This is a genomic window from Streptomyces sp. NPDC001100, assembly GCF_053598575.1.
The window spans coordinates 1-18,594 of record NZ_JBSFKO010000058.1; the positions used below are offsets into that span (position 1 = coordinate 1).

The window sequence follows — 18,594 nt, forward strand, 5'->3', positions numbered from 1 at the left end:
GCCGAACTCGCCGACTGCTCCCCCGAGCGCGTCATGCGCTACTACAAGGCCTGGGCCAAGAAACTGGAGTCGGCGTGCCCGAACAGACACCCCCCACCGACAGCCCGGCGAGAACCCCGAAGTCCCGCGGCCGGCGCCTGCGCCGCTCCGCCGTCGTCACCGTCCTCGGTGCGCTGGCCCTCGTGGTCGGCCAGGCGACGGCCGCCCAGGCCAATGTCCTCACCCTGCTGCCGCAGAACGCCGACGGCCTGGAGCAGACCTTCTCCCCGGCCTACGACTACGACACCGACGGCTGCTACGCCACGGCCGCCATCGGTCTGGACGGCACCATCAACCCCGGGCTCAAGCTCGGCGGCGACGTCAACGGCCACTGCCACGACATGGCCCAGCTGAACAACGCCAACACCTACTCCCGCGAGAAGTGCAACAACGACTGGTGCGCGGTGATGTACGCCAGCTACTTCGAGAAGGACCAGGTCACACTGGGTCCGGCGGCGATCGGCCACACCCACGACTGGGAGCACGTCGTGGTGTGGATCAAGGACAACACGGTCCAGTACGTGTCGGTGTCGCAGCACTCCGCCTACCAGGTGTCGGCGGCCTCGGGGGTGCGCTTCGACGGCACACACCCCAAGATCGTCTACCACAAGGACGGCATCGGCTCGCACGACTTCCGCTTCGCCAACACGAACGACGAGCCCCCGGAGAACGCCACCGGCGGCTGGTTCTACCCGCGTCTGGTGGGCTGGAACGGCTACCCCGCTGGCCTCAAGGACAAGCTCCTGGCCGCCGACTTCGGTTCGGCCACGCTGAAGATCAGGGACAGCGACTTCGACTACGCCCTGTCCATCGCGAAGCCGTCCGGCATCTCGTTCGACCCGAACGCCTGATGCCGGCCCGGCCTCGGAATCGTGGTTACGGACGGGTCTCGTAGCGCGGTTTCGGGGCCGGGTGGATGTTCTGGTTGAGGCGGAAGACGTTGTCCGGGTCGCGGTCGGCCTTGATGCGGGCCAGCCGGGCGTAGTTGTCGCGGTAGCTGGCCCGGACGCGTTCCTGTCCCTCGTCCATCATCATGTTCACGTAGGCGCCGCCCGCCGAGTACGGGTGCAGGGCCTCGAAGTAGTCGACGGTCCACTGCTTGATGAGGCCGGCGTTGGCGGGGTCCCGGTCGACACCGGCGAAGACCGATGCCCAGGTCGCGTCGCGATACGCCCACGGGGTCTCGTCGTTGCCGACGTCGTGGGCGGCGCCGTCGATCGGGTAGAGGTGCATCGTCGACTGCGGGGTGGGCACCTCGGCACCGAACTTCGCGTGCAGCTGCACGGCCTCGTCGGGGATCTCGTTGACGAAGTCGGCGCGCCAGTACCACTGGTCGCCGGGCGGGTAGAGCCCGTCGAACATGCCCTGCATGTCCGGGTGTTGCATCGGTCCGGGCGCGTGCAGCAGCGGTGCGGGCAGCGCGTCGAGCAGCGGGGCCATCTCGCGTGCGGCGGCCTCGGTGTCCCCGCCGGTGTAGCACCACACCACACCCGCCGTCTTGCGCAGCTGCAGCTCCTCGGGGAAGGGCGGGGCGGGCGGCACGCTGCCGTGTAGGAAGAACGCGGTCAGTTCGCGGGGCGCGGTCGGCAGGAACTCCCGGTAGGCGGTGAGGACTTCGGCGCTGATCTCGACCGGCCAGAAGGTGGGCCCGGCGACGACCGTGCTGATCTCGTGCAGCCGGAACAGGAACGAGGTGACGACGCCGAAGTTGCCGCCGCCGCCCCGCACCGCCCAGAACAGGTCGGTGTTCTCGTCGGCGCTCGCCCGCACCCGGCTGCCGTCGGCCAGCACGAGGTCGGCCTCCACCAGGTTGTCGATGGTCAGCCCGCACGTGCGGGTGAGGTGGCCGAGCCCGCCACCGGTGGCGATGCCGCCGACGCCGGTGGTGGAGATGATGCCGCTGGGAGTGGCGAGCCCGTACGCGTTGGTCGCGCGGTCCACCTCGCCCCACACGCAGCCGCCGCCGACCCGGACCGTGCGGGCCTCGGGGTCGACGTGGATGTCCTTGAGCGGGGAGAGGTCGGCGACCACTCCCCCGTCGACGGTGCCGAGCCCGGCCCCGTGGTGGCCGCCGCCGCGCACCGCGAGGGGCAGGTCGTGGGCGCGCGCGAAGGCGATCACGCAGGCCACGGCGTCCGCGTCGGCGCAGCGCGCGATCACTGCGGGCCGTTTGTCGATCATCGCGTTGTAGACGGCGCGGGCCTCGGGATAGGCGGCGTCGTCCGGGCCGATCAACTCCCCGGTGAAGTCGTTCAGTTCACGGCGAGCGTCCTGAGCGGGCGAGCTGGACATGGGTTCCCCGTTTCTTGGTGCGCTGGATGACCCGCTTGTTGTATTTCGCCCGCACCTGTGCGGTCATCCGTGCGCGTCACCCACCTCGGCGCCCCCGGCTACCTACGTTTCGCCGTACGGCGGCAGACCGAGCTCCGCGGCGCGGTCGGCCGCCTGCCGTCTGGTGGGCGCGTCCAGCTTCTCCAGTACGGCCCGCACATGGTTGTCGACAGTACGGACGGACACCACGAGCCGGTCGGCGATCTCCGGGTTGGTCAGACCGTCCACCAGCAGTCGTACGACCTGGAGTTGGCGGTCCGTGAGACCGGCCGGGTTGCCCCGGGTCGCCGCGTGCGGGCCGCGCGGGATCCTGCCGACGCCGAGGCGGCGCAGTTCGGCGCGGACCAGACGGGCGAGGGGTTCCGCACCGAGGGCGTCGAGGTGGGCGAGCGCGGTGAGTTTGTCGGCCGGGTCGGGGCTCTCGGCGAGCGCGGCGGCGTGTTCGTAGGGGCACCCGGCCTGCCGCCACAGGTCCGCGGCCCGCTTCCACTCCCCGGCCGCCTGCAGTGCGTACGGATGGTCGCTGTCGTCGGCGGCCACGGTGTGCCCGACTTTGGTGAGCCAGTAGCCGAGTTCGGCCCGGTAGGGCCCGTAGTCGAGCCGCCCGGCCTGCGCGTGGACCGGCGCCGCCGCCTCGGCCGCCGCCGCGTGATCGCCGCGCAGCCAGGCCGCCTCCGCCCGCGCGGCGGCCACCGGTCCGGTGCGCTGCAGCTCCTGGGTCCGTACGGCGATCTCCCAGGCCTGGTCGAGGAGTTCACCGGCGCCGGGCCTGCCGCGCCGGACCCGTACCCGGGCCAGGACGGTCAGCGCGGGACAGCGGGCCGGTACGAACTCGTGCATCCCGTACTCGGCGTGCCGCTCGGCCTCCTCCCAGTCGGCGGCGGCGAGCCGGCGCATGGCCTGCTCGACGTGCAGGTAGTTGAGGAACCCCAAGTGCTCGGCGCGGTCGGCGAGTTCCATGGCCGGGGGCAGGAAGCGGTCGGCCTCGGCGTACTGGAGGTTGTCGAGGAGGGTCCAGATGATGTTGGCGTAGGACCGGCAGGCGTGTTCGACCTCGCCCGCGGCCAGTGCCACCGCGAGGCTCTCCTCCAACTGCCGTCGCCCGTCCGGGTCTCCGCTGCGCCAGCGGGTCGTGCCCACGTTGTTGAGGGCGTGCGCCAGGATCGCCGGGTCGTCGGCGCGGCGGGCCAGGGTGATGGCGCGCTCGCCGTGGGCGAGGGCTTCGGCGTACCGGTCGGAGAGCATGCGCAGTTGGGCGGTGTTGCTGTGCGCGAGGGCCAACAGGCGGTCGTCTCCGGCGTGTTCGAGGACGGCGATGGCCTCGCGTGCCGCGTCCTGCGCCTCGTCCGCGTGGCCCGCCCACCAGTGGATGCGGGACAGCCAGCGCAGGTCTGCGCCGAGCGCGAGGGTGTCGCCGAGGGAGCGGCGCAGGGCCACCGCGTCGCGCTGGGCGGCGACGGCGTCGACGGAGTCGGCGAGGGTGTAGCACTCCACGGCGTAGCGTTCGAGCAGGTCGGCGAGTTCGGCGGGGCTGTAGCGGTGCCGCTGGCGCAGCACGAGCCGCAGATGGGCGGCGGCCTCGCGGTGGGCGCCCGCCTCGGTGGCGTCGCGGGCCGCGTCGGGGCCGTAGCGGGCGATGGCGTCCTGGTCGCCGGCCCGCGCCGCGTGGTGGACGATGCGGGCCGGGTCGGAGCCGGGCCGGGCCACGAGCGCGGTGAGCACCCGCCGGTCGAGGTCGATACGGCGGGCGGCGGGCAGCGAGTCGGCGACGGCTCTGCGGATCAACTCGTGGCGGAACGTGACCCGTTCGGGGGTGACCGTGAGCAGTCCCCGCTGTTCGGCGGCGGCGAGTCCGGCCACGCCGTCCGCCAACAGCGCGTCGACGAGGGGACCTTCGACGGCGGAGGGGACCACGGCGAGTTGCTCCAGCGCGTCGACGCTGGGGCCGTCGAGTCCGCGCAGCCGCGCGAGCACCGCGTCGACGACCGTCGGGGGCACGGTCCCGGTGCCGCCGGCCGCGAGGATCTCGGTGACGAAGAAGGGGTTGCCGGAGGTCACCTCGTACACCTGGGCCGGGTCGAGGCGGCTGGCCGAACTCAGGGTGCGCACAGCCGCCCTGGAGAGGCGGGCCAGCGGCAGCCGGTGCACGCGGTCCGTGCGGGAGACCTGCCCCAGGAGGTGGCGCAGCGGGTGCTCGCGGCTCAGCTCGTCGTCCCGGTAGGTGAGGACGAGTACGGCGGGCAGCTGTGCCATGCGGCGGACCAGGAAGCGCAGTGCGTCCAGCGATGCCTCGTCGGCCCAGTGGACGTCCTCCACGACGAGCACCGCCGGATGCGGTACACCGGACAGCTCATTTTGCAGGGCTTCGTAGACGCGGTGGCGGTCGCCGCCCTCCATGACGGCCCGCGCGAGTTCGGCGCCGACGCTGCCGATCAGGTCGCGGAACGGGCCGAGGGGGCGGCGGGTGACGAGGTCGTCGCACTGGCCCAGGAGGATGCGGGTGTGCTGGGGCAGCCGCTCGGGCATGGCCCTGACCAGGCTCGACTTGCCGATGCCTGCCTCGCCGAAGACGAGCGCGACGGATCCGGCCCCGTCCGCCGCCTCACGCGCGGCCGCGGCCAGCCGTACCAGCTCCGGCTCGCGTTCCAGGATCCCCCGATCCACGGCGTCGATTCTGCCACTCGGGGGAGAAATCCCGTACGGGTGTCACATTCCGGACCGGCCCGGCTCAGCGGGGAGTCCGGGCACCCCGCTGTCCGGGCCGGACCGGTCTGATCTGGTGCCGGCGGCGCGGTTTGGGGGCGTCGAGCATGCTGACGCCGTTGTAGTTCCGGCCGTGCACGTAGAACGTGGGCGCGGCGACGAAGGTGACGGCGATGGCGATCACGCTGATCGGGAAGAGGACCGGCAACGACTGCCCCTCGGGGAGGGTCTTGCCGCCCTCGTGGACGGCGTAGGCGAACGCGGCGAAGAAGGCGACCGCGCAGACCGCGCCGATGATCCTCAGGACGGCGGAGAGCGTGCGGGTGAAGGACTGGTCGCGGACCTCGGCCAGCAGGGACGCCGAGCACTCGGTGCAGGTCAGTTCCACCGACTGCTTGCCCGACGGGGGCCGTTTGACCACGTAGTGGGCGGCGGACCAGGTGATCGTGCGCGTCCTCGGTGCGAGGAAGCCGCCCGCGACCTTGTCGCTGAGTATGTGCCGGACTGCGACCTCCGCGGTCCCCGCTGTGTTCATGGTTCCTCCGACACGCGCCCTGACGATCATCACGAAGCCCGCACAGTGTGACTTGTGGGAACCGGCCGCTCAATGGTCCTGGTGATTTCTTTTCCTTCGCCTACAACTTCTCAACTCAGCCAGGGCCTGCGGGACTTATCCGGTCGCACCTCTTGACGGCTTTGGTTCAGACCTTTAGGTTCACCAGCCAGTAGACCTCCGATGAGTGTATTTCGCGCTCACATATGTGAACGCGAGCGTTCACCTCTCACCGCCTTCACGCCGGCGGCGTCCACCCCCCACCCAGGACGAAAGGCCCCTCGTCATGCAACGCCTCGCCCTGCGCTGCGCCCTCGCGCTCTCCCTCGGCCTCACCGCCGTCGGCACCCTCGGAGCACCCTCCGCCTCGGCCGCGACCGGCACCGTCACCGGCCTGGCCGGCAAGTGTCTCGACGTGGCCGGCGCGAGCTCGGCCGACGGCACCGCCGTACAGATCTACGACTGCAACGCAACCGCCGCCCAGCAGTGGACGGTCGGCTCCGACGGCACCATCAGAGCCCTCGGCAAGTGCCTCGACGTCACCGGCAATTCGACGGCCAACGGCGCCCAGCTCCAACTGTGGACGTGCGCCGGCAGCGCCAACCAGCAGTGGACGGTCACCGCCGCGCACGACATCGTGAACCCGGCGGCCAACAAGTGCCTCGACGTCACCGGCAGTTCCTCGGCCAACGGCACCCGCACCCAGATCTGGACCTGCTCCGGCGCCGCCAACCAGAAGTGGACGGCACCCGCCGCCGGCGGCACCACCCCGCCCACGACCGCGCCGATGGCCGTGGCGCCGTACCTCTACAACGGGTGGGGCAACCCGCCCAGCCCCACGACTGTCATGAACGCAACCGGCGTGAAGTGGTTCACGCTCGCGTTCGTCCTGAGCAACGGCTACTGCAACCCGCAGTGGGACGGCGGCCGGGCGCTGACCGGCGGAGTCGACCAGTCGACCATCAACACCGTGCGGGCCAACGGCGGCGATGTCGTCCCGTCCTTCGGCGGCTACAGCGGCAACAAGCTGGAGAGCTCCTGCTCCAGCGCGAGCGAGCTGGCGGCGGCCTACCAGAAGGTCATCAGCGCCTACTCGCTGAAGGCCATCGACATCGACATCGAGGCCGACGCGTACAGCAACGCCACGGTCCAACAGCGCACGGTCGACGCGCTCAAGACCGTCAAGGCCAACAACCCGGGCATCAAGGTGTACGTCACCATCGGCACCGGGCAGAGCGGCCCCGACACCAGCCTCATCAACCGGGCCGCGTCGTCCGGACTGACCGTGGACGCCTGGACGATCATGCCGTTCGACTTCGGCGGCGCCGGCCAGAACATGGGCACCCTCACCCAGCGCGCGGCCGAAGGCCTCAAGACCGCGCTGAAGAACGCGTACGGCTACAGCGACGACGCGGCCTACCGGGACATGGGCATCTCGTCGATGAACGGCATCACCGACAACAACGAGACCGTCACCACCGCCGACTTCCAGACCATCCTCGGCTACGCGCAGGCGCACCACCTGGCACGGCTGACGTTCTGGTCGGCCAACCGTGACCGGCCCTGCCCGGGCGCCTACCCGAACGACGACACCTGCTCGGGCGTGAGCCAGAGCGACTGGCAGTTCACCGGCATCTTCGCCCAGTACACCGGCTGACGGACGCCCCCTCCGATCTTCCTCCCCAACCCCCCATCACCACAGGAGAATCCGTGCTCAGACGGAAAAGACTGTCCGGCCGCCACGTCATACCGAGAGCGCTCACGGCCGTCGCGCTCGTGGCCACCACCGTGACCGGCGTCGAGTTCGCGACGCAGGGCTCGGCCAGCGCGGCGAGCACGGCCGCCGCCGCGATACCGACCGGCTACACCACCGTGGTCAACAAGGGCAGCGGCAAGTGCGTCGACGCCCGCTCGGCCGCGAGCGCCGACGGGACCGCAGTGCAGCAGTACACGTGCAACGGAAGCACCGCGCAGAACTGGCAGTTGGTCGCCACCGACAGCGGCTACTACCGCGTCAACAGCAACCTGAACGGCGCCGAGGCCTGGGACGTCACCAACGTCTCGACCGCCGACTCGGCGCCGATCCAGCTGTGGACGTACTCCGGCGGCAACAACCAGCAGTGGCTGCCGGTCGCCGAGTCCGACGGCTCCTACCACTTCGTCAACCGCAACAGCGGCAAGTGCCTCGACGTGCCGAGCGCGTCGACCGCCGACAGCGTGCAGTTGGCGCAGTACACCTGCAACGGCACGGCCGCGCAGTCCTTCACGCTGAGCGGCGGCGGTACGACGAACCCGCCCGGCACCCCGGACTTCGGCCCCAACGTGACGGTGTTCGACCCGTCGATGTCGGCGTCCAGCATCCAGTCCAAGCTGGACTCGGTCTTCGCCCAGCAGGAGACCAACCAGTTCGGCTCGGCCCGCCAGGCCCTGCTGTTCAAGCCGGGCACCTACAGCGCCAACGCCAACGTCGGCTTCTACACGCAGGTCGCGGGCCTCGGCTTCTCGCCCGACGACGTGACGATCAACGGCGCGGTGCACGCGGAGGCCGACTGGTTCCAGGGCAACGCGACCCAGAACTTCTGGCGCGACGCCGAGAACCTCTCGGTCAACCCCACTGGCGGTACTGACCGTTGGGCCGTCTCGCAGGCCGCCCCCTACCGCCGCATGCACGTGCGCGGCAACCTGGCGCTGGACGACGGCGGTTGGTCCAGCGGCGGCTTCCTCTCCGACACCAAGGTAGACGGCCAGATCCAGTCCGGGACCCAGCAGCAGTTCCTCACCAGGAACTCCACGATGGGCAGTTGGTCCGGCTCCAACTGGAACATGGTCTTCGTCGGCGACCAGGGCGCACCCGCCCAGTCCTTCCCGACGTACACCAACGTCGCCAGCTCCCCGACGATCCGCGAGAAGCCCTTCCTCTACGTCGACAGCGCGGGCGCCTACCAGGTGTTCGTGCCCGGACTCCAGTCCAACGCCGTCGGCACCACGTGGAACGGGAAGACCCCGGCGGGCAAGTCGCTGCCGATCGACCAGTTCTACATCGTCAAGCCCGGCGCCACCGCGGCCGACATGAACACCGCCCTGGCCGCCGGCAAGAACCTCCTCGTCACCCCCGGCGTCTACCACCTCAACCAGACGATCAACATCACGCGCCCCGACACGGTCGTCCTGGGCATGGGCCTGGCCACCTTCGTGCCGGACGGCGGGATCACCGCGATCTCCACGGCCGACGTGGACGGCATCGAGCTGGCGGGTCTGCTGATCGACGCCGGCACCACCAACTCCGCGACGCTGGTGCAGATCGGCCCGTCCGGTTCGACCGCCTCCCACGCCTCCGACCCGACGCAGTTGTCCGATGTCTTCGTCCGTATCGGTGGCGCCACCATTGGCAAGGCCACCAACTCCGTTGTAATCAACAGCGCGAACACGATCGTCGACCACACCTGGATCTGGCGGGCCGACCACGGCAACAGCGGCACGGTCGGCTGGACCACCAACACAGCGGACACCGGACTGATCGTCAACGGCGCCAACGTGACCGCGTACGGCCTGTTCGTCGAGCACTTCCAGAAGACCCAGGTTCTCTGGAACGGCAACGGCGGCCGGACGTACTTCTTCCAGAACGAGATGCCCTACGACCCGCCGAACCAGTCCTCCTGGATGAACGGCACCGGCAAGGGCTACCCCGCCTACAAGGTCGCCGCGGGCGTAACCACTCATGAGGCGTGGGGACTTGGCAGCTACTGCTACTTCAGCTCCAACTCCGGCGTGGTCGCCGATCACGCCTTCGAGGTGCCGAGCGTGTCCGGGGTCAAGTTCCACGACATGGTGACCGTCTCGCTGGGCGGCGTCGGCACGATCAGCCACGTCATCAACAGCACCGGCGGCCCGTCCAACTCCAGCACCAACGTCGCCTACCTCACCAACTACCCGTAGACCGCACGGAAAGGGTCGATCAGCTGATGCAGACCATCAGATCCGGTTCCACTCGCGCGCTCCTGCGGGTCCTCCTCCTGCTGGCGACGCTGCTCGGGCTCGCGTCCGTGCCGCCCGCCGCACAGGCGAGCACCGCGGCAACGCCGTTCAAGATCCTCGCGCTCTACAGCGGGACCTACGACGCGGCGCACATCGACTTCGACAAGGAGGCGAACGTCTGGTTCCCGCAGCAGGCGGCGGCCAACGGCTACACCTACACGGCCAGCACCAACTGGGACCTGCTCGCCAACGGCGGGGTCAACGCGTACCAGGTCGTCCTGTTCCTCGACGACCTGCCGCAGACCACCGCCCAACGCAGCGGATTCGAGGCGTACATGAGGGGTGGCGGCGGCTTCATGGGCTTCCATGTCTCCGCCTTCACGACGGACGCGGCGAGCTGGTCCTGGTACCACAACACGTTCCTCGGCTCGGGGAACTTCGTGTCCAACACCTGGGGTCCGACCTCGGTGACCCTGAAGGTGGAGGACCACTCGATCCCGCCCACCGCGAGCCTGCCGGCCACGTTCACCTCGTCGGTCAGCGAGTGGTACAGCTGGTCCAACGATCTGCGGCAGAACCCGGACATCAAGATCCTGGCGTCGATCGACCCGAGCAGCTTCCCGGTCGGGACCGACCCCAACCAGTCCTGGTACAGCGGGTATTACCCCATCATCTGGACCAACACGAAGTACAAGATGCTCTACGCGAACTTCGGCCACAACGCGATGAACTACACGACCAACACGCGGCTGTCGTCGACGTTCGCGAGCGCCACCCAGAACCAGTTCCTGCTGAACGGGCTCAAGTGGCTCGGCGGGGGCGACACTTCGACGCCGCCGACGGACACCCCGATCTCCGAGACCTCCTGGTACTCCGTGCAGAACGGCGGCAACGGCACCTGCGTGGACGCCCGTTCGGCGGCCACGGCCAACGGGACGGCGATCCAGCAGTACGCCTGCAACGGCACCACGGCGCAGCAGTACCAGTTCCGCTCCACCGACAGCGGGTACATGGAGATCACCGCGCGCGGCAACCCCGCGCAGGTCATCGACGTGACCGACCGCTCGACGGCGGACAACGCGCCGCTGCAACTGTGGGCGTACTCCGGTGGCACGAACCAGCAGTGGCAGCCGGTGCGTGAGACGAGCGGGCGCTACCACTTCGTCGCCCGGCACAGCGGCAAGTGCCTGAGCGCCGCCACGGCGGCGACCAACAGTGTCCAGCTCACCCAGCGGACCTGTGACGGCTCGACCGCGCAGTCCTTCTCACTCGCCGTGCAGTCCTGAGCCACCGCACGGCAGAGCAAGGGCGTCTCCCACCGTATGGACGCGGTGGGAGGCGCCCTTGTTTTCACCGCTAACAGCGCCCCGTTGTCATCGGTACGCATCGGTGTTATCGTCGATTACATGAACACTAGATCGCTGATTATCGAGGCGGCGGCGGAGCTGATCGCCCGGTCGCCGAGCGGCGATGTGTCGACGCGCGCGGTGTGCGAGGCGGCGGGTGTGCAACAGCCGGTCCTCTACCGCCTGTTCGGCGACAAGGACGGGCTGCTGGCGGCGACGGTCGACCACGTGTGGGACCAGTACCTGGAGACCAAGCGCGCGGCCGAGAAGTCGGCTGACCCCCTGCGGGACCTGCTGGCCGGCTGGGACAGCCATGTGGCGTTCGCGCTGGCGCACCCCAACGCCTACAAGCTGATGTTCGCCCCCGCCCTGCGTGCCACACCCGAGGCGGCACAAGAGGCCCTGCGCATCCTCCGCGAGGTCCTGGACCGGCTCGCCGCACAGGGCAGGATGCGGATCGCGCCCGAAATCGCCGCGCAGATGGTGATGACGGCGACGACCGGTGTGGCACTGGGCCTGATCACGCGCCCCGAGCTCTATCCGGACACGGACCTCTCGACGTCGGTCCGTGACGCGATGGTCCAGGCGATCCTGCTGGACCCCCCGTCGGATCCGACGGCCCACGACGCCCGCACGGCAGCTGCCACCACGCTCCTCGCGTCGTTGAACGACCTCACCCCCGAACCCTTCACCCCCGCCGAGTCGGCCCTGCTGGGGCAGTGGCTCACGCAGATCCCCCGCTCAGGGAAGGACACCCACCATGCCTGACACCGAGACCCTCACACGCGTCGCCCTGGTCACCGGCGGTTCCGGCGGCATCGGCCGCACGGTCGCCGAGCGCCTGGCCAGGGACGGCATCGCGGTCGCCGTGCACTACGCCGGCAACAAGGCCAAGGCCGACGAGACGGTCGCCGCGATCGTCGCGGCCGGCGGCAGGGCGATACCGGTCGGCGGTGACGTCGCCGACGAGGACGCGATGTCCGCCGCGTTCGACGCGGTCGAGGCGGAGTTCGGCGGCATCGACGTGGTGGTGAACACCGCCGGGATCATGGTGCTCTCCCCCATCGCCACCATGAACCTGGACGACCTCGACCGCATGCACCGCACCAACATCCGCGGCACGTTCGTCGTCTCCCAGCAGGCGGCCCGGCGCGTCCGCGCGGGCGGCGCGATCATCAACTTCTCCACCACCGTCACCCGCACCAAGTTCCCGACGTACGGCGCCTACGTGGCGAGCAAGGCCGCGGTCGAGGCCATGACCCTGGTCCTGGCCCGCGAACTCCGCGGCAAGGACATCACCGCGAACGCCGTGGCCCCCGGCCCCACCGCGACCTCCCTCTTCCTCGACGGCAAGGACGAGACCACGATCGAGAACCTCGCCAAGGCCGCCCCACTGGAACGCCTGGGCACCCCGGAGGACATCGCCGAGTCCGTCGCCTTCCTGGCCGGCCCGGCCCGCTGGATCAACGGACAAGTACTGTTCGCCAACGGCGGGTTGGCCTGAACCTGAGGAGGTCATCTTGGCCAGCAACGAGGACGTCTACGACGTGATCGTGGTCGGGTCGGGCGGAGGTCTGGTCGGCGCCTGTGCCGCCGCCTCGCGCGGACTGCGCACCCTCGTCATCGAGAAGACCGACCGGGTCGGCGGCACCACCGCCTACTCCGGTTCCGGTCTGTGGTACCCCGGCTCCGCACCCATGCGACGGGCCGGGCTCGACGACAGCGTCGAGGACGTGCGGACGTATCTGCGCGAGAGCGTCGACGACAAGTCGCGCGAGCCGCTCCAGGAGGCCTATCTGCGGGCCGGCGTCCAGCTGATCGACGAGCTGGAGCAGAACCCGTGGTTCCAGTCGTTCGAGCACCTCCCGGTGCCGGACTACTATCCGTCGGTCGCCGGCGCTTCCCCCACCGGGCACACCGTCTTTCCGCCGAAGGTCACCGTCGCCGAGCTCGGCGATCACGCCCGACTGGTCCGCGCCTGCCTGCCCACCCAGCGCTGGGGACACGACGAGGGCCCGGTCCTCAGTGGGGGCCGCGCGCTGATCGGCAGGACGCTGGCCGCGTTCCTGGAGACGGGCCGCGGCGCGCTCCGCCTCGGCACCGCGTTGGAGAGCCTGGTCGTCGAGGACGGCAGGGTCGTCGGCGTGGAGGCGGTGAGCGACGGCGAGCGGGTCACGTTCCGCGCCACCGGCGGGGTGATCCTCGCGGCCGGCGGCTTCGAGCGCAACCGCGAGCTGCGCGAGAAGTACCAGCCGGTTCCGGAGCGCGGCAGCGAGTGGACCCACGGCGCCCCGGGCAATACCGGCGACGCGCTCCAGGCCGGCATCGCGGTCGGCGCCGCCACCGATCTGCTCGACGCGGCCTGGTTCACCCCCGGGCTCGTCTGGCCGGACGGCCTCCCGCTCTTCCACACGGGTACCCGTGGCGGAATCTGGGTCAACGCGGCCGGCGAACGCTTCGTCAGCGAGACCCGCCCCTACGACCAGGCGGGCCGCGAGATAGTCCGCCTGCACGCGACGTCGGGTGTCTCGCACATCCCCGCCCACTGGATCATCGACCAGCGCCAGCTCGACCGGGACGGCTTCGGCGGCCCGTACGACGAGCCGGTCGGCCCCGAGTGGTTCGAGTCGGGCGCGCTCAAGAAGGCCGACACGCTGGAGGAGTTGGCGCAGCTGATCGACGTACCACTGGACGCCCTGCGCGGCACCATCGAGGAGTTCAACGGCTACGCGCGCACCGGGGTCGACGAGAAGTTCCACCGCGGCGAGACGCCCTGGGACCAGATGGCCCAGTACGTCCTGGGCTTCCCCGCCCTGCCCCAACTCAACTACCCCGCGCCGCCGCCCACGAACGACTGGCCCAACCCGATTCTGCCCCCGCTCGACACCCCGCCGTACTACGTCGCGACCATCGTCCCGGCCGACATCGGCACCAAGGGCGGCCTGAGAGTCGACGAGCACGCGCGGGTGCTGCGCCCGGACGGCGGCCCGATCGAGGGGCTCTACGCGGCGGGCAACACCGCCGCCGCGATGACGGGCCGCGTGTACCCGGGTGCGGGGGCGCCCATCGGTTCGAGTGTCGCGTTCTCGTATCTGGCCGTGCTCGACATCGCGGACGCCGAGAGCTGACACGAAGTCAAGTGCCCGGAACACCAAGGGTGTTCCGGGCATCGTCATGATGTCCTACGGCGTGAGGAGCAGCCGCGCGGCCAGGCGCATGTTGGTCTCCGCCTCCTCGGTGGTGAGCTCCTCGGTGAGCAGGGCCACGAACAAGCCCCACCAGCCGTAGATGAGTAGGCGGGCCCGGCTGCGGTCGGTCGCCGAGGCCTCACGGACGCTGCCGCAGAGGAGGCGCAGGATGGCCTGGCCCAGAGGACTGTCGACGAGGTCCGCGCGGGCCGGGACGATACTCGTGTACTCGGTGAACGACGACAGGGCCACCGCCGAGGCGAGCAGAGGACTGTCCAGCAGCTTCACGCTGAGCGAGATGAGAAGTTCCGCGATCTCGCCGGCGGGGTCCGTGCCCTCGGCGGCGACGGCCGTGTTCCCGCGGCCGCCGACGAACTGCTCGATGTGCCACTCCAGGACCGCCATAAAGAGATACGGCTTCGACGGGAAGTAGCGGTACAGCGTGGCGATGGCGACGCCGGCCTCCTTGGCCACGTCGTGCATCTGGACGCTGGCCAGCCCCTCGCGGGCGCCGAGTTCGGAGGCGGCGCGGAGGATGCGGACCCGGCGGGCGGCCTGGCCGCTCGACATCGGGGCCGCCGGTTGCCGTCCCTCAGCGGGTCTCGCCACGTCGTCCCCCCGGTCGTTGGGTGCTCCCGCCGACGCTCAGGACGCCTCGGGGCGGGTCAGGAAGGCCAGGACCGCGCTCTCCCAGGCCTCCTTCTGCTCGATCATGGCCCAGTGTCCGCAGTCGGGCAGCACATGCAGTTCCGCTTTGGGAATCGTACGCATCGGGATCAGCGCGCTCTCCAGCGGTGTGACCCGGTCGTCGCGGCCCCAGGTCAGCAGCGTGGGTGCGGTGATCTTGTGCAGGGCGGCCCAGATGGGCTGGTCGGAGTGGGCCTGCGCGGCCTGCATGGCGGCCATGGCCTGTCGGCCGTAGATCCGCCGGGAGGCCTCCAGGGTCGCGGGCTCGGTGGCGCTCGCCCAGCGCTCCTCGATGAGTTCCTCGGTGAGGAGGGAGGGGTCGTGGACCATCGACCGCAGCCACTGGAGCAGGTTCTCGCGGGTCGGGTTCTCGGCGAACTCGACGAGCAGGTTGAGGCCTTCGCTGGGGCCCGGCGAGAGAATGTTGCGGCCGACGCCGCCGATGGTGACGACCCGGCGGAACAAGTCCTTGTGGGCGACGGCGAGTCCGGCGGCGACGAAGCCGCCCATGGAGTTGCCGATGACGTCGACGCGGTCGAGGCCGAGACCGTCGAGGAAACGCAGGACGGCCTTGGGGGCCGCCATCATCGGGTTCTCGTCGGTGGGGTCACTGACCCCGAACCCGGGGAATTCCAGGGCGAGGCAGCGGAAGTGCTTCGCGAACAGGGGGAGGTTTCCCCGGTAGTTGCGCCAGCCGGTCACCCCCGGACCGGAACCGTGCAACAGCAGCAGGGGCGGCCCGTCACCCGCCTCGTGGTAGCGCAACGTGCCCTCGTCGGTGCGCAGTTCGCGCAGGGTGTCCTCAGCGGTGAGTGTCATGGCGGTGCGTGGCCTCCGGTCGCGGGGTGACAGGCGACAGTCACCGTGCCACCGGGGCCCGGCCGGGTGTCGTACGTCTCCCGATCAGTGGGACGTTCGCGGCTCCTGGTCCGCCCGCCTGATTAGCGTCGGACCGCAAGGACTTGACGACGGTGACGGGAGAGCCCTGATGGGTGTGCGCTCACTCGGGTATGTCCGGCTGGAATCCGGTGACATCGAGAAATGGAAGGTGTTCGGGGCGGATTTCCTCGGCCTGATGCCTGTTGCGGGCGGCGACCCGGAATCCCTCTACTACCGGATGGACGACTATCCGGCCCGCATCGTGGTCTCCCCCGGTTCACAGAGCGGGATGACCGCGCTGGGCTTCGAGGTCATCGACGAGCGGGAGTTGGCCCGGCTGGTCGCCGACGTCGAGAAGACCGGCATCAAGGTCACCGCCGGCACCGAGGACGAGGCCGCGGAACGCAGGGTCACCGGCTTCGTCAAGTTCAACGACCCCGGCGGCAACCCGGTCGAGCTGTTCTACGGCGCGATCCTCGACCACGTTCCGGTGCACACGCCCCTGGTCTCGGGGTTCCTGACCGGTGACATGGGCTTCGGGCACGCGATCGTCTCCGCCGAGGACGCGCGGGGCACCTTCGACTTCTACGTCACCACCCTCGGCTTCATCGAGCGCAACACGATGCGCTCGCCGGGCGGCACGACCTGGTTCATGGGCTGCAACCCCCGCCACCACACCCTGGGCGTCACCCCGGCGCCGGGTCCCGGGCGGCTGCTGCACTTCATGGTCGAGGGCAGGACGCTGGACGACGTGGGCCGCGCCCTGGACCGGGCCGCGAAGCTCGACGTCCCGATGATGCACTCGCTCGGCAAGCACACCAACGACCACATGGTGTCGTTCTACGTGTGGTCGCCGGAGAACTACGCCGTCGAGTTCGGCTGGAACGGCCTCAAGGTCCCGGAGCCGGTGCCCGTCTACGAGATCACCGACGGCGCGTTCTGGGGCCACCACTTCACCCCGCCTCCGCAGCCCGCCGGCTGACCCGAACGCGCAGCGAGCAGCCCCACGGCCCATGGCCGTGGGGCTGCTCCGTGTCGGTGCCTGTGGCCCTTCCTCCTTCTCCGCCCGCTTCCGCGGGCCACGCCGAGGCCGTCCCGCGAAACCGTCACACCACTGCGGATCCCGGCAGGTCAGTGCCGGTGTCGTCCCGCCGTCCCACCAGATCCCGACTCGTCGTGGACACGGGCCGGACCGGGGCCCAAAGATCACCTGCAACGCTGCTTCCAACTCCCCAGCGGCTCCCGCGTTGCTCATCGCAACCAGACGTCAGGAACGGGAACATGTCATGAACCTGTTTGACAACGGCCAACAAATGTCTCGCCGCAGGCTGCTGACCCTCGCCGCCGGCGCCGCCGTGGCCACCGCGACCGGCATCGGAGGCGCCCAGTCGGCATCCGCGGCTGCCGCGGCGACCGGCTACGGGATCGACTACTCCGACGCGTCGCTCACCGCCGGATCGGTCGCCGCGGCGGGCTACGGCTTCGTGTGCCGTTACCTCAGCTGGCTGCCGAACCCGAAGGTCCTCACCCTGTCCGAGGCCCAGGCCCTCACCGCCGCGGATCTGGGCATCGTCTCCAACTGGGAGTCCGACGGACTGCAGGACTGGCAGAGCGGGGTCCCCTCCGACCCGTACTCCCAGGGGGCGGGGCACGCCACCGAGGCACAGCGACAGGCTCTGGCCAACGGGATGCCGTCGTCGCGGCCGATCTACTTCAGCGTCGACTTCGATCTCCAACCCTCGATGTATTCCGCGCTCAACTCCTACTACGACGGTGTCGCCTCGGTGATCGGCCGGTCCCGGACCGGTGCGTACGGCGGCTACCACGTGATCAAGGAACTCTTCGACAACGGGAAAATAGCCTGGGGCTGGCAGACGTACGCGTGGTCCAGCGGGAACTGGGACAGCCGCGCGCAGTTGCGCCAGGTCCAGAACGGCATCTCGGTGGCCGGGCACGACGCGGACCTCGACCAGGCGATGGCCGCCGACTACGGGCAGTGGGGCGGTACGGGCGGCGGCGGTACCGGCGTCATCCTGCCGTCCTGGCCGAACATCACCGACGGCATGACGGGACCCAGTGTCCAGGCGGCGCAGTATCTGCTGCGGTACCACGGTGCCTCGATCACGGCCGACGGCCAGTTCGGGGCGGGCACCCTCGCCGCGACCAAGAGCTTCCAGTCCGCGCACGGCCTCAGCGTGGACGGCCAGATCGGCCCGCAAACCTGGTCCGCACTGATCGTCCAGGTCCAGAACGGCTCCAGCGGCGACGCCGTCCGCGCCGCGCAGGTGGAGCTCAACCGATTCGGCTACGGCCTCACCGTCGACGGCAGCTTCGGCTCCGGCACCGTCACCGCCGCCCGGGCCTTCCAGTCCGCGCACGGCCTGGGCGTCGACGGCCAGGTGGGACCGCAGACCTGGCAGATGCTCGTGGGTACCGGGACCGGCGCCACGGGCGGTGGCACCGTCGTGCCGCCCTGGCCCAATGTCATCGACGGCGACACCGGGAACAACGTGCTGGCCGCGCAGTACCTGCTGCGCTACAACGGCGCCTCGATCACCGCCGACGGCCAGTTCGGGCCCGCCACCCTCGCCGCGACCAAGAGCTTCCAGTCCGCGCACGGCCTCAGCGTGGACGGCCAGATCGGCCCGCAAACCTGGTCCGCACTGATCGTCCAGGTCCAGAACGGCTCCACCGGCGACGCCGTCCGCGCCGCCCAGGTGGAGCTGAACAAGTTCGGCTACGGCCTCACCGTCGACGGCAGCTTCGGCTCCGGCACCGTCACCGCCGCCCGGGCCTTCCAGTCCGCGCACGCCCTGAGCGTCGACGGCCAGGTGGGACCGCAGACCTGGCAGATGCTCGTCGGCAGCTGAGGCCGCCGAGTCGCTCCGGTGGC

14 protein-coding genes are annotated in these 18,594 nt (G+C 70.1%); 9 read left to right on the forward strand and 5 right to left on the reverse strand.

Translation table 11 applies throughout. From position 1 onward, the window contains the following. Positions 1-137 precede the first annotated feature (137 nt). A complete protein-coding gene (locus ACWDEW_RS45685; protein ID WP_450521863.1) occupies positions 138-890 on the forward strand; it encodes an NPP1 family protein in 753 nt (250 codons plus the stop codon). Positions 891-915: 25 nt separating this feature from the next. Here ACWDEW_RS45685 and ACWDEW_RS45690 read toward each other — a convergent pair whose 3' ends face one another. The 3 genes from ACWDEW_RS45690 to ACWDEW_RS45700 all read right to left on the reverse strand — a co-directional run bounded on the left by ACWDEW_RS45690 (position 916) and on the right by ACWDEW_RS45700 (position 5,608). Then, the gene (locus ACWDEW_RS45690) at positions 916-2,331 is read right to left on the reverse strand and encodes an FAD-binding oxidoreductase (protein WP_450521803.1); all 1,416 of its coding nucleotides are present in this window, start codon (positions 2,329-2,331) and stop codon (positions 916-918) included. A gap of 102 nt (positions 2,332-2,433) precedes the next feature. Further along, a complete protein-coding gene (locus ACWDEW_RS45695) occupies positions 2,434-5,034 on the reverse strand; it encodes an ATP-binding protein (RefSeq protein WP_450521805.1) in 2,601 nt (866 codons plus the stop codon). Between the two features lie 64 nt (positions 5,035-5,098). Next, a complete protein-coding gene (locus ACWDEW_RS45700) occupies positions 5,099-5,608 on the reverse strand; it encodes a hypothetical protein (protein WP_450521807.1) in 510 nt (169 codons plus the stop codon). Between the two features lie 304 nt (positions 5,609-5,912). Here ACWDEW_RS45700 and ACWDEW_RS45705 point away from each other — a divergent pair, with 304 nt between their 5' ends. The 6 genes from ACWDEW_RS45705 to ACWDEW_RS45730 all read left to right on the forward strand — a co-directional run bounded on the left by ACWDEW_RS45705 (position 5,913) and on the right by ACWDEW_RS45730 (position 14,075). Next, complete coding sequence (locus ACWDEW_RS45705) at positions 5,913-7,283, forward strand: ricin-type beta-trefoil lectin domain protein (protein WP_450521809.1); 1,371 nt, start codon at positions 5,913-5,915, stop codon at positions 7,281-7,283. Positions 7,284-7,336: 53 nt separating this feature from the next. Next, positions 7,337-9,562: an RICIN domain-containing protein gene (locus tag ACWDEW_RS45710; protein ID WP_450521811.1), complete on the forward strand. Its 2,226-nt coding sequence runs from the start codon at positions 7,337-7,339 to the stop codon at positions 9,560-9,562. A 26-nt stretch (positions 9,563-9,588) separates the two neighbouring features. Next, the gene (locus ACWDEW_RS45715) at positions 9,589-10,887 is read left to right on the forward strand and encodes a ThuA domain-containing protein (RefSeq protein ID WP_450521813.1); all 1,299 of its coding nucleotides are present in this window, start codon (positions 9,589-9,591) and stop codon (positions 10,885-10,887) included. A gap of 120 nt (positions 10,888-11,007) precedes the next feature. After that, positions 11,008-11,715 (forward strand): TetR/AcrR family transcriptional regulator, encoded by a 708-nt coding sequence (locus ACWDEW_RS45720; RefSeq protein WP_450521815.1) that lies wholly within the window; start codon positions 11,008-11,010, stop codon positions 11,713-11,715. Next, positions 11,708-12,451, forward strand: coding sequence for an SDR family oxidoreductase (locus ACWDEW_RS45725; RefSeq protein WP_450521817.1), 744 nt, complete (start codon positions 11,708-11,710; stop codon positions 12,449-12,451). Before ACWDEW_RS45720 ends, ACWDEW_RS45725 begins: the two co-directional genes overlap by 8 nt. Positions 12,452-12,467: 16 nt before the next feature. Then, positions 12,468-14,075: an FAD-dependent oxidoreductase gene (locus tag ACWDEW_RS45730; RefSeq protein ID WP_450521819.1), complete on the forward strand. Its 1,608-nt coding sequence runs from the start codon at positions 12,468-12,470 to the stop codon at positions 14,073-14,075. Between the two features lie 54 nt (positions 14,076-14,129). On the opposite strand, the gene ACWDEW_RS45735 is transcribed toward ACWDEW_RS45730, so the two are convergent. Beyond that, positions 14,130-14,744 carry a TetR/AcrR family transcriptional regulator gene (locus ACWDEW_RS45735; RefSeq protein WP_450521820.1) on the reverse strand — a complete coding sequence of 205 codons (615 nt, stop codon included), beginning with the start codon at positions 14,742-14,744 and terminating at the stop codon, positions 14,130-14,132. Between the two features lie 36 nt (positions 14,745-14,780). Continuing rightward, positions 14,781-15,641, reverse strand: a complete 861-nt coding sequence (locus tag ACWDEW_RS45740) for an alpha/beta fold hydrolase (protein WP_450521821.1) — start codon at positions 15,639-15,641, stop codon at positions 14,781-14,783. Between the two features lie 169 nt (positions 15,642-15,810). Here ACWDEW_RS45740 and ACWDEW_RS45745 point away from each other — a divergent pair, with 169 nt between their 5' ends. Both ACWDEW_RS45745 and ACWDEW_RS45750 read left to right on the forward strand, forming a co-directional pair. Next, positions 15,811-16,683, forward strand: a complete 873-nt coding sequence (locus ACWDEW_RS45745) for a VOC family protein (RefSeq protein WP_450521823.1) — start codon at positions 15,811-15,813, stop codon at positions 16,681-16,683. Between the two features lie 331 nt (positions 16,684-17,014). Next, positions 17,015-18,571, forward strand: a complete 1,557-nt coding sequence (locus ACWDEW_RS45750; RefSeq protein WP_450521825.1) for a peptidoglycan-binding protein — start codon at positions 17,015-17,017, stop codon at positions 18,569-18,571. Positions 18,572-18,594 lie beyond the last annotated feature (23 nt).

Coding starts and splice junctions, on each gene's coding strand:
- ACWDEW_RS45750 (WP_450521825.1), top strand. CDS start 17,015: ATGTCTCGCCGCAGGCTGCTGACCCTCGCCGCCGGCGCCGCCGTGGCC.
- ACWDEW_RS45690 (WP_450521803.1), bottom strand. CDS start 2,331: ATGTCCAGCTCGCCCGCTCAGGACGCTCGCCGTGAACTGAACGACTTC.
- ACWDEW_RS45745 (WP_450521823.1), top strand. CDS start 15,811: ATGGGTGTGCGCTCACTCGGGTATGTCCGGCTGGAATCCGGTGACATC.
- ACWDEW_RS45700 (WP_450521807.1), bottom strand. CDS start 5,608: ATGAACACAGCGGGGACCGCGGAGGTCGCAGTCCGGCACATACTCAGC.
- ACWDEW_RS45715 (WP_450521813.1), top strand. CDS start 9,589: ATGCAGACCATCAGATCCGGTTCCACTCGCGCGCTCCTGCGGGTCCTC.
- ACWDEW_RS45705 (WP_450521809.1), top strand. CDS start 5,913: ATGCAACGCCTCGCCCTGCGCTGCGCCCTCGCGCTCTCCCTCGGCCTC.
- ACWDEW_RS45720 (WP_450521815.1), top strand. CDS start 11,008: ATGAACACTAGATCGCTGATTATCGAGGCGGCGGCGGAGCTGATCGCC.
- ACWDEW_RS45740 (WP_450521821.1), bottom strand. CDS start 15,641: ATGACACTCACCGCTGAGGACACCCTGCGCGAACTGCGCACCGACGAG.
- ACWDEW_RS45725 (WP_450521817.1), top strand. CDS start 11,708: ATGCCTGACACCGAGACCCTCACACGCGTCGCCCTGGTCACCGGCGGT.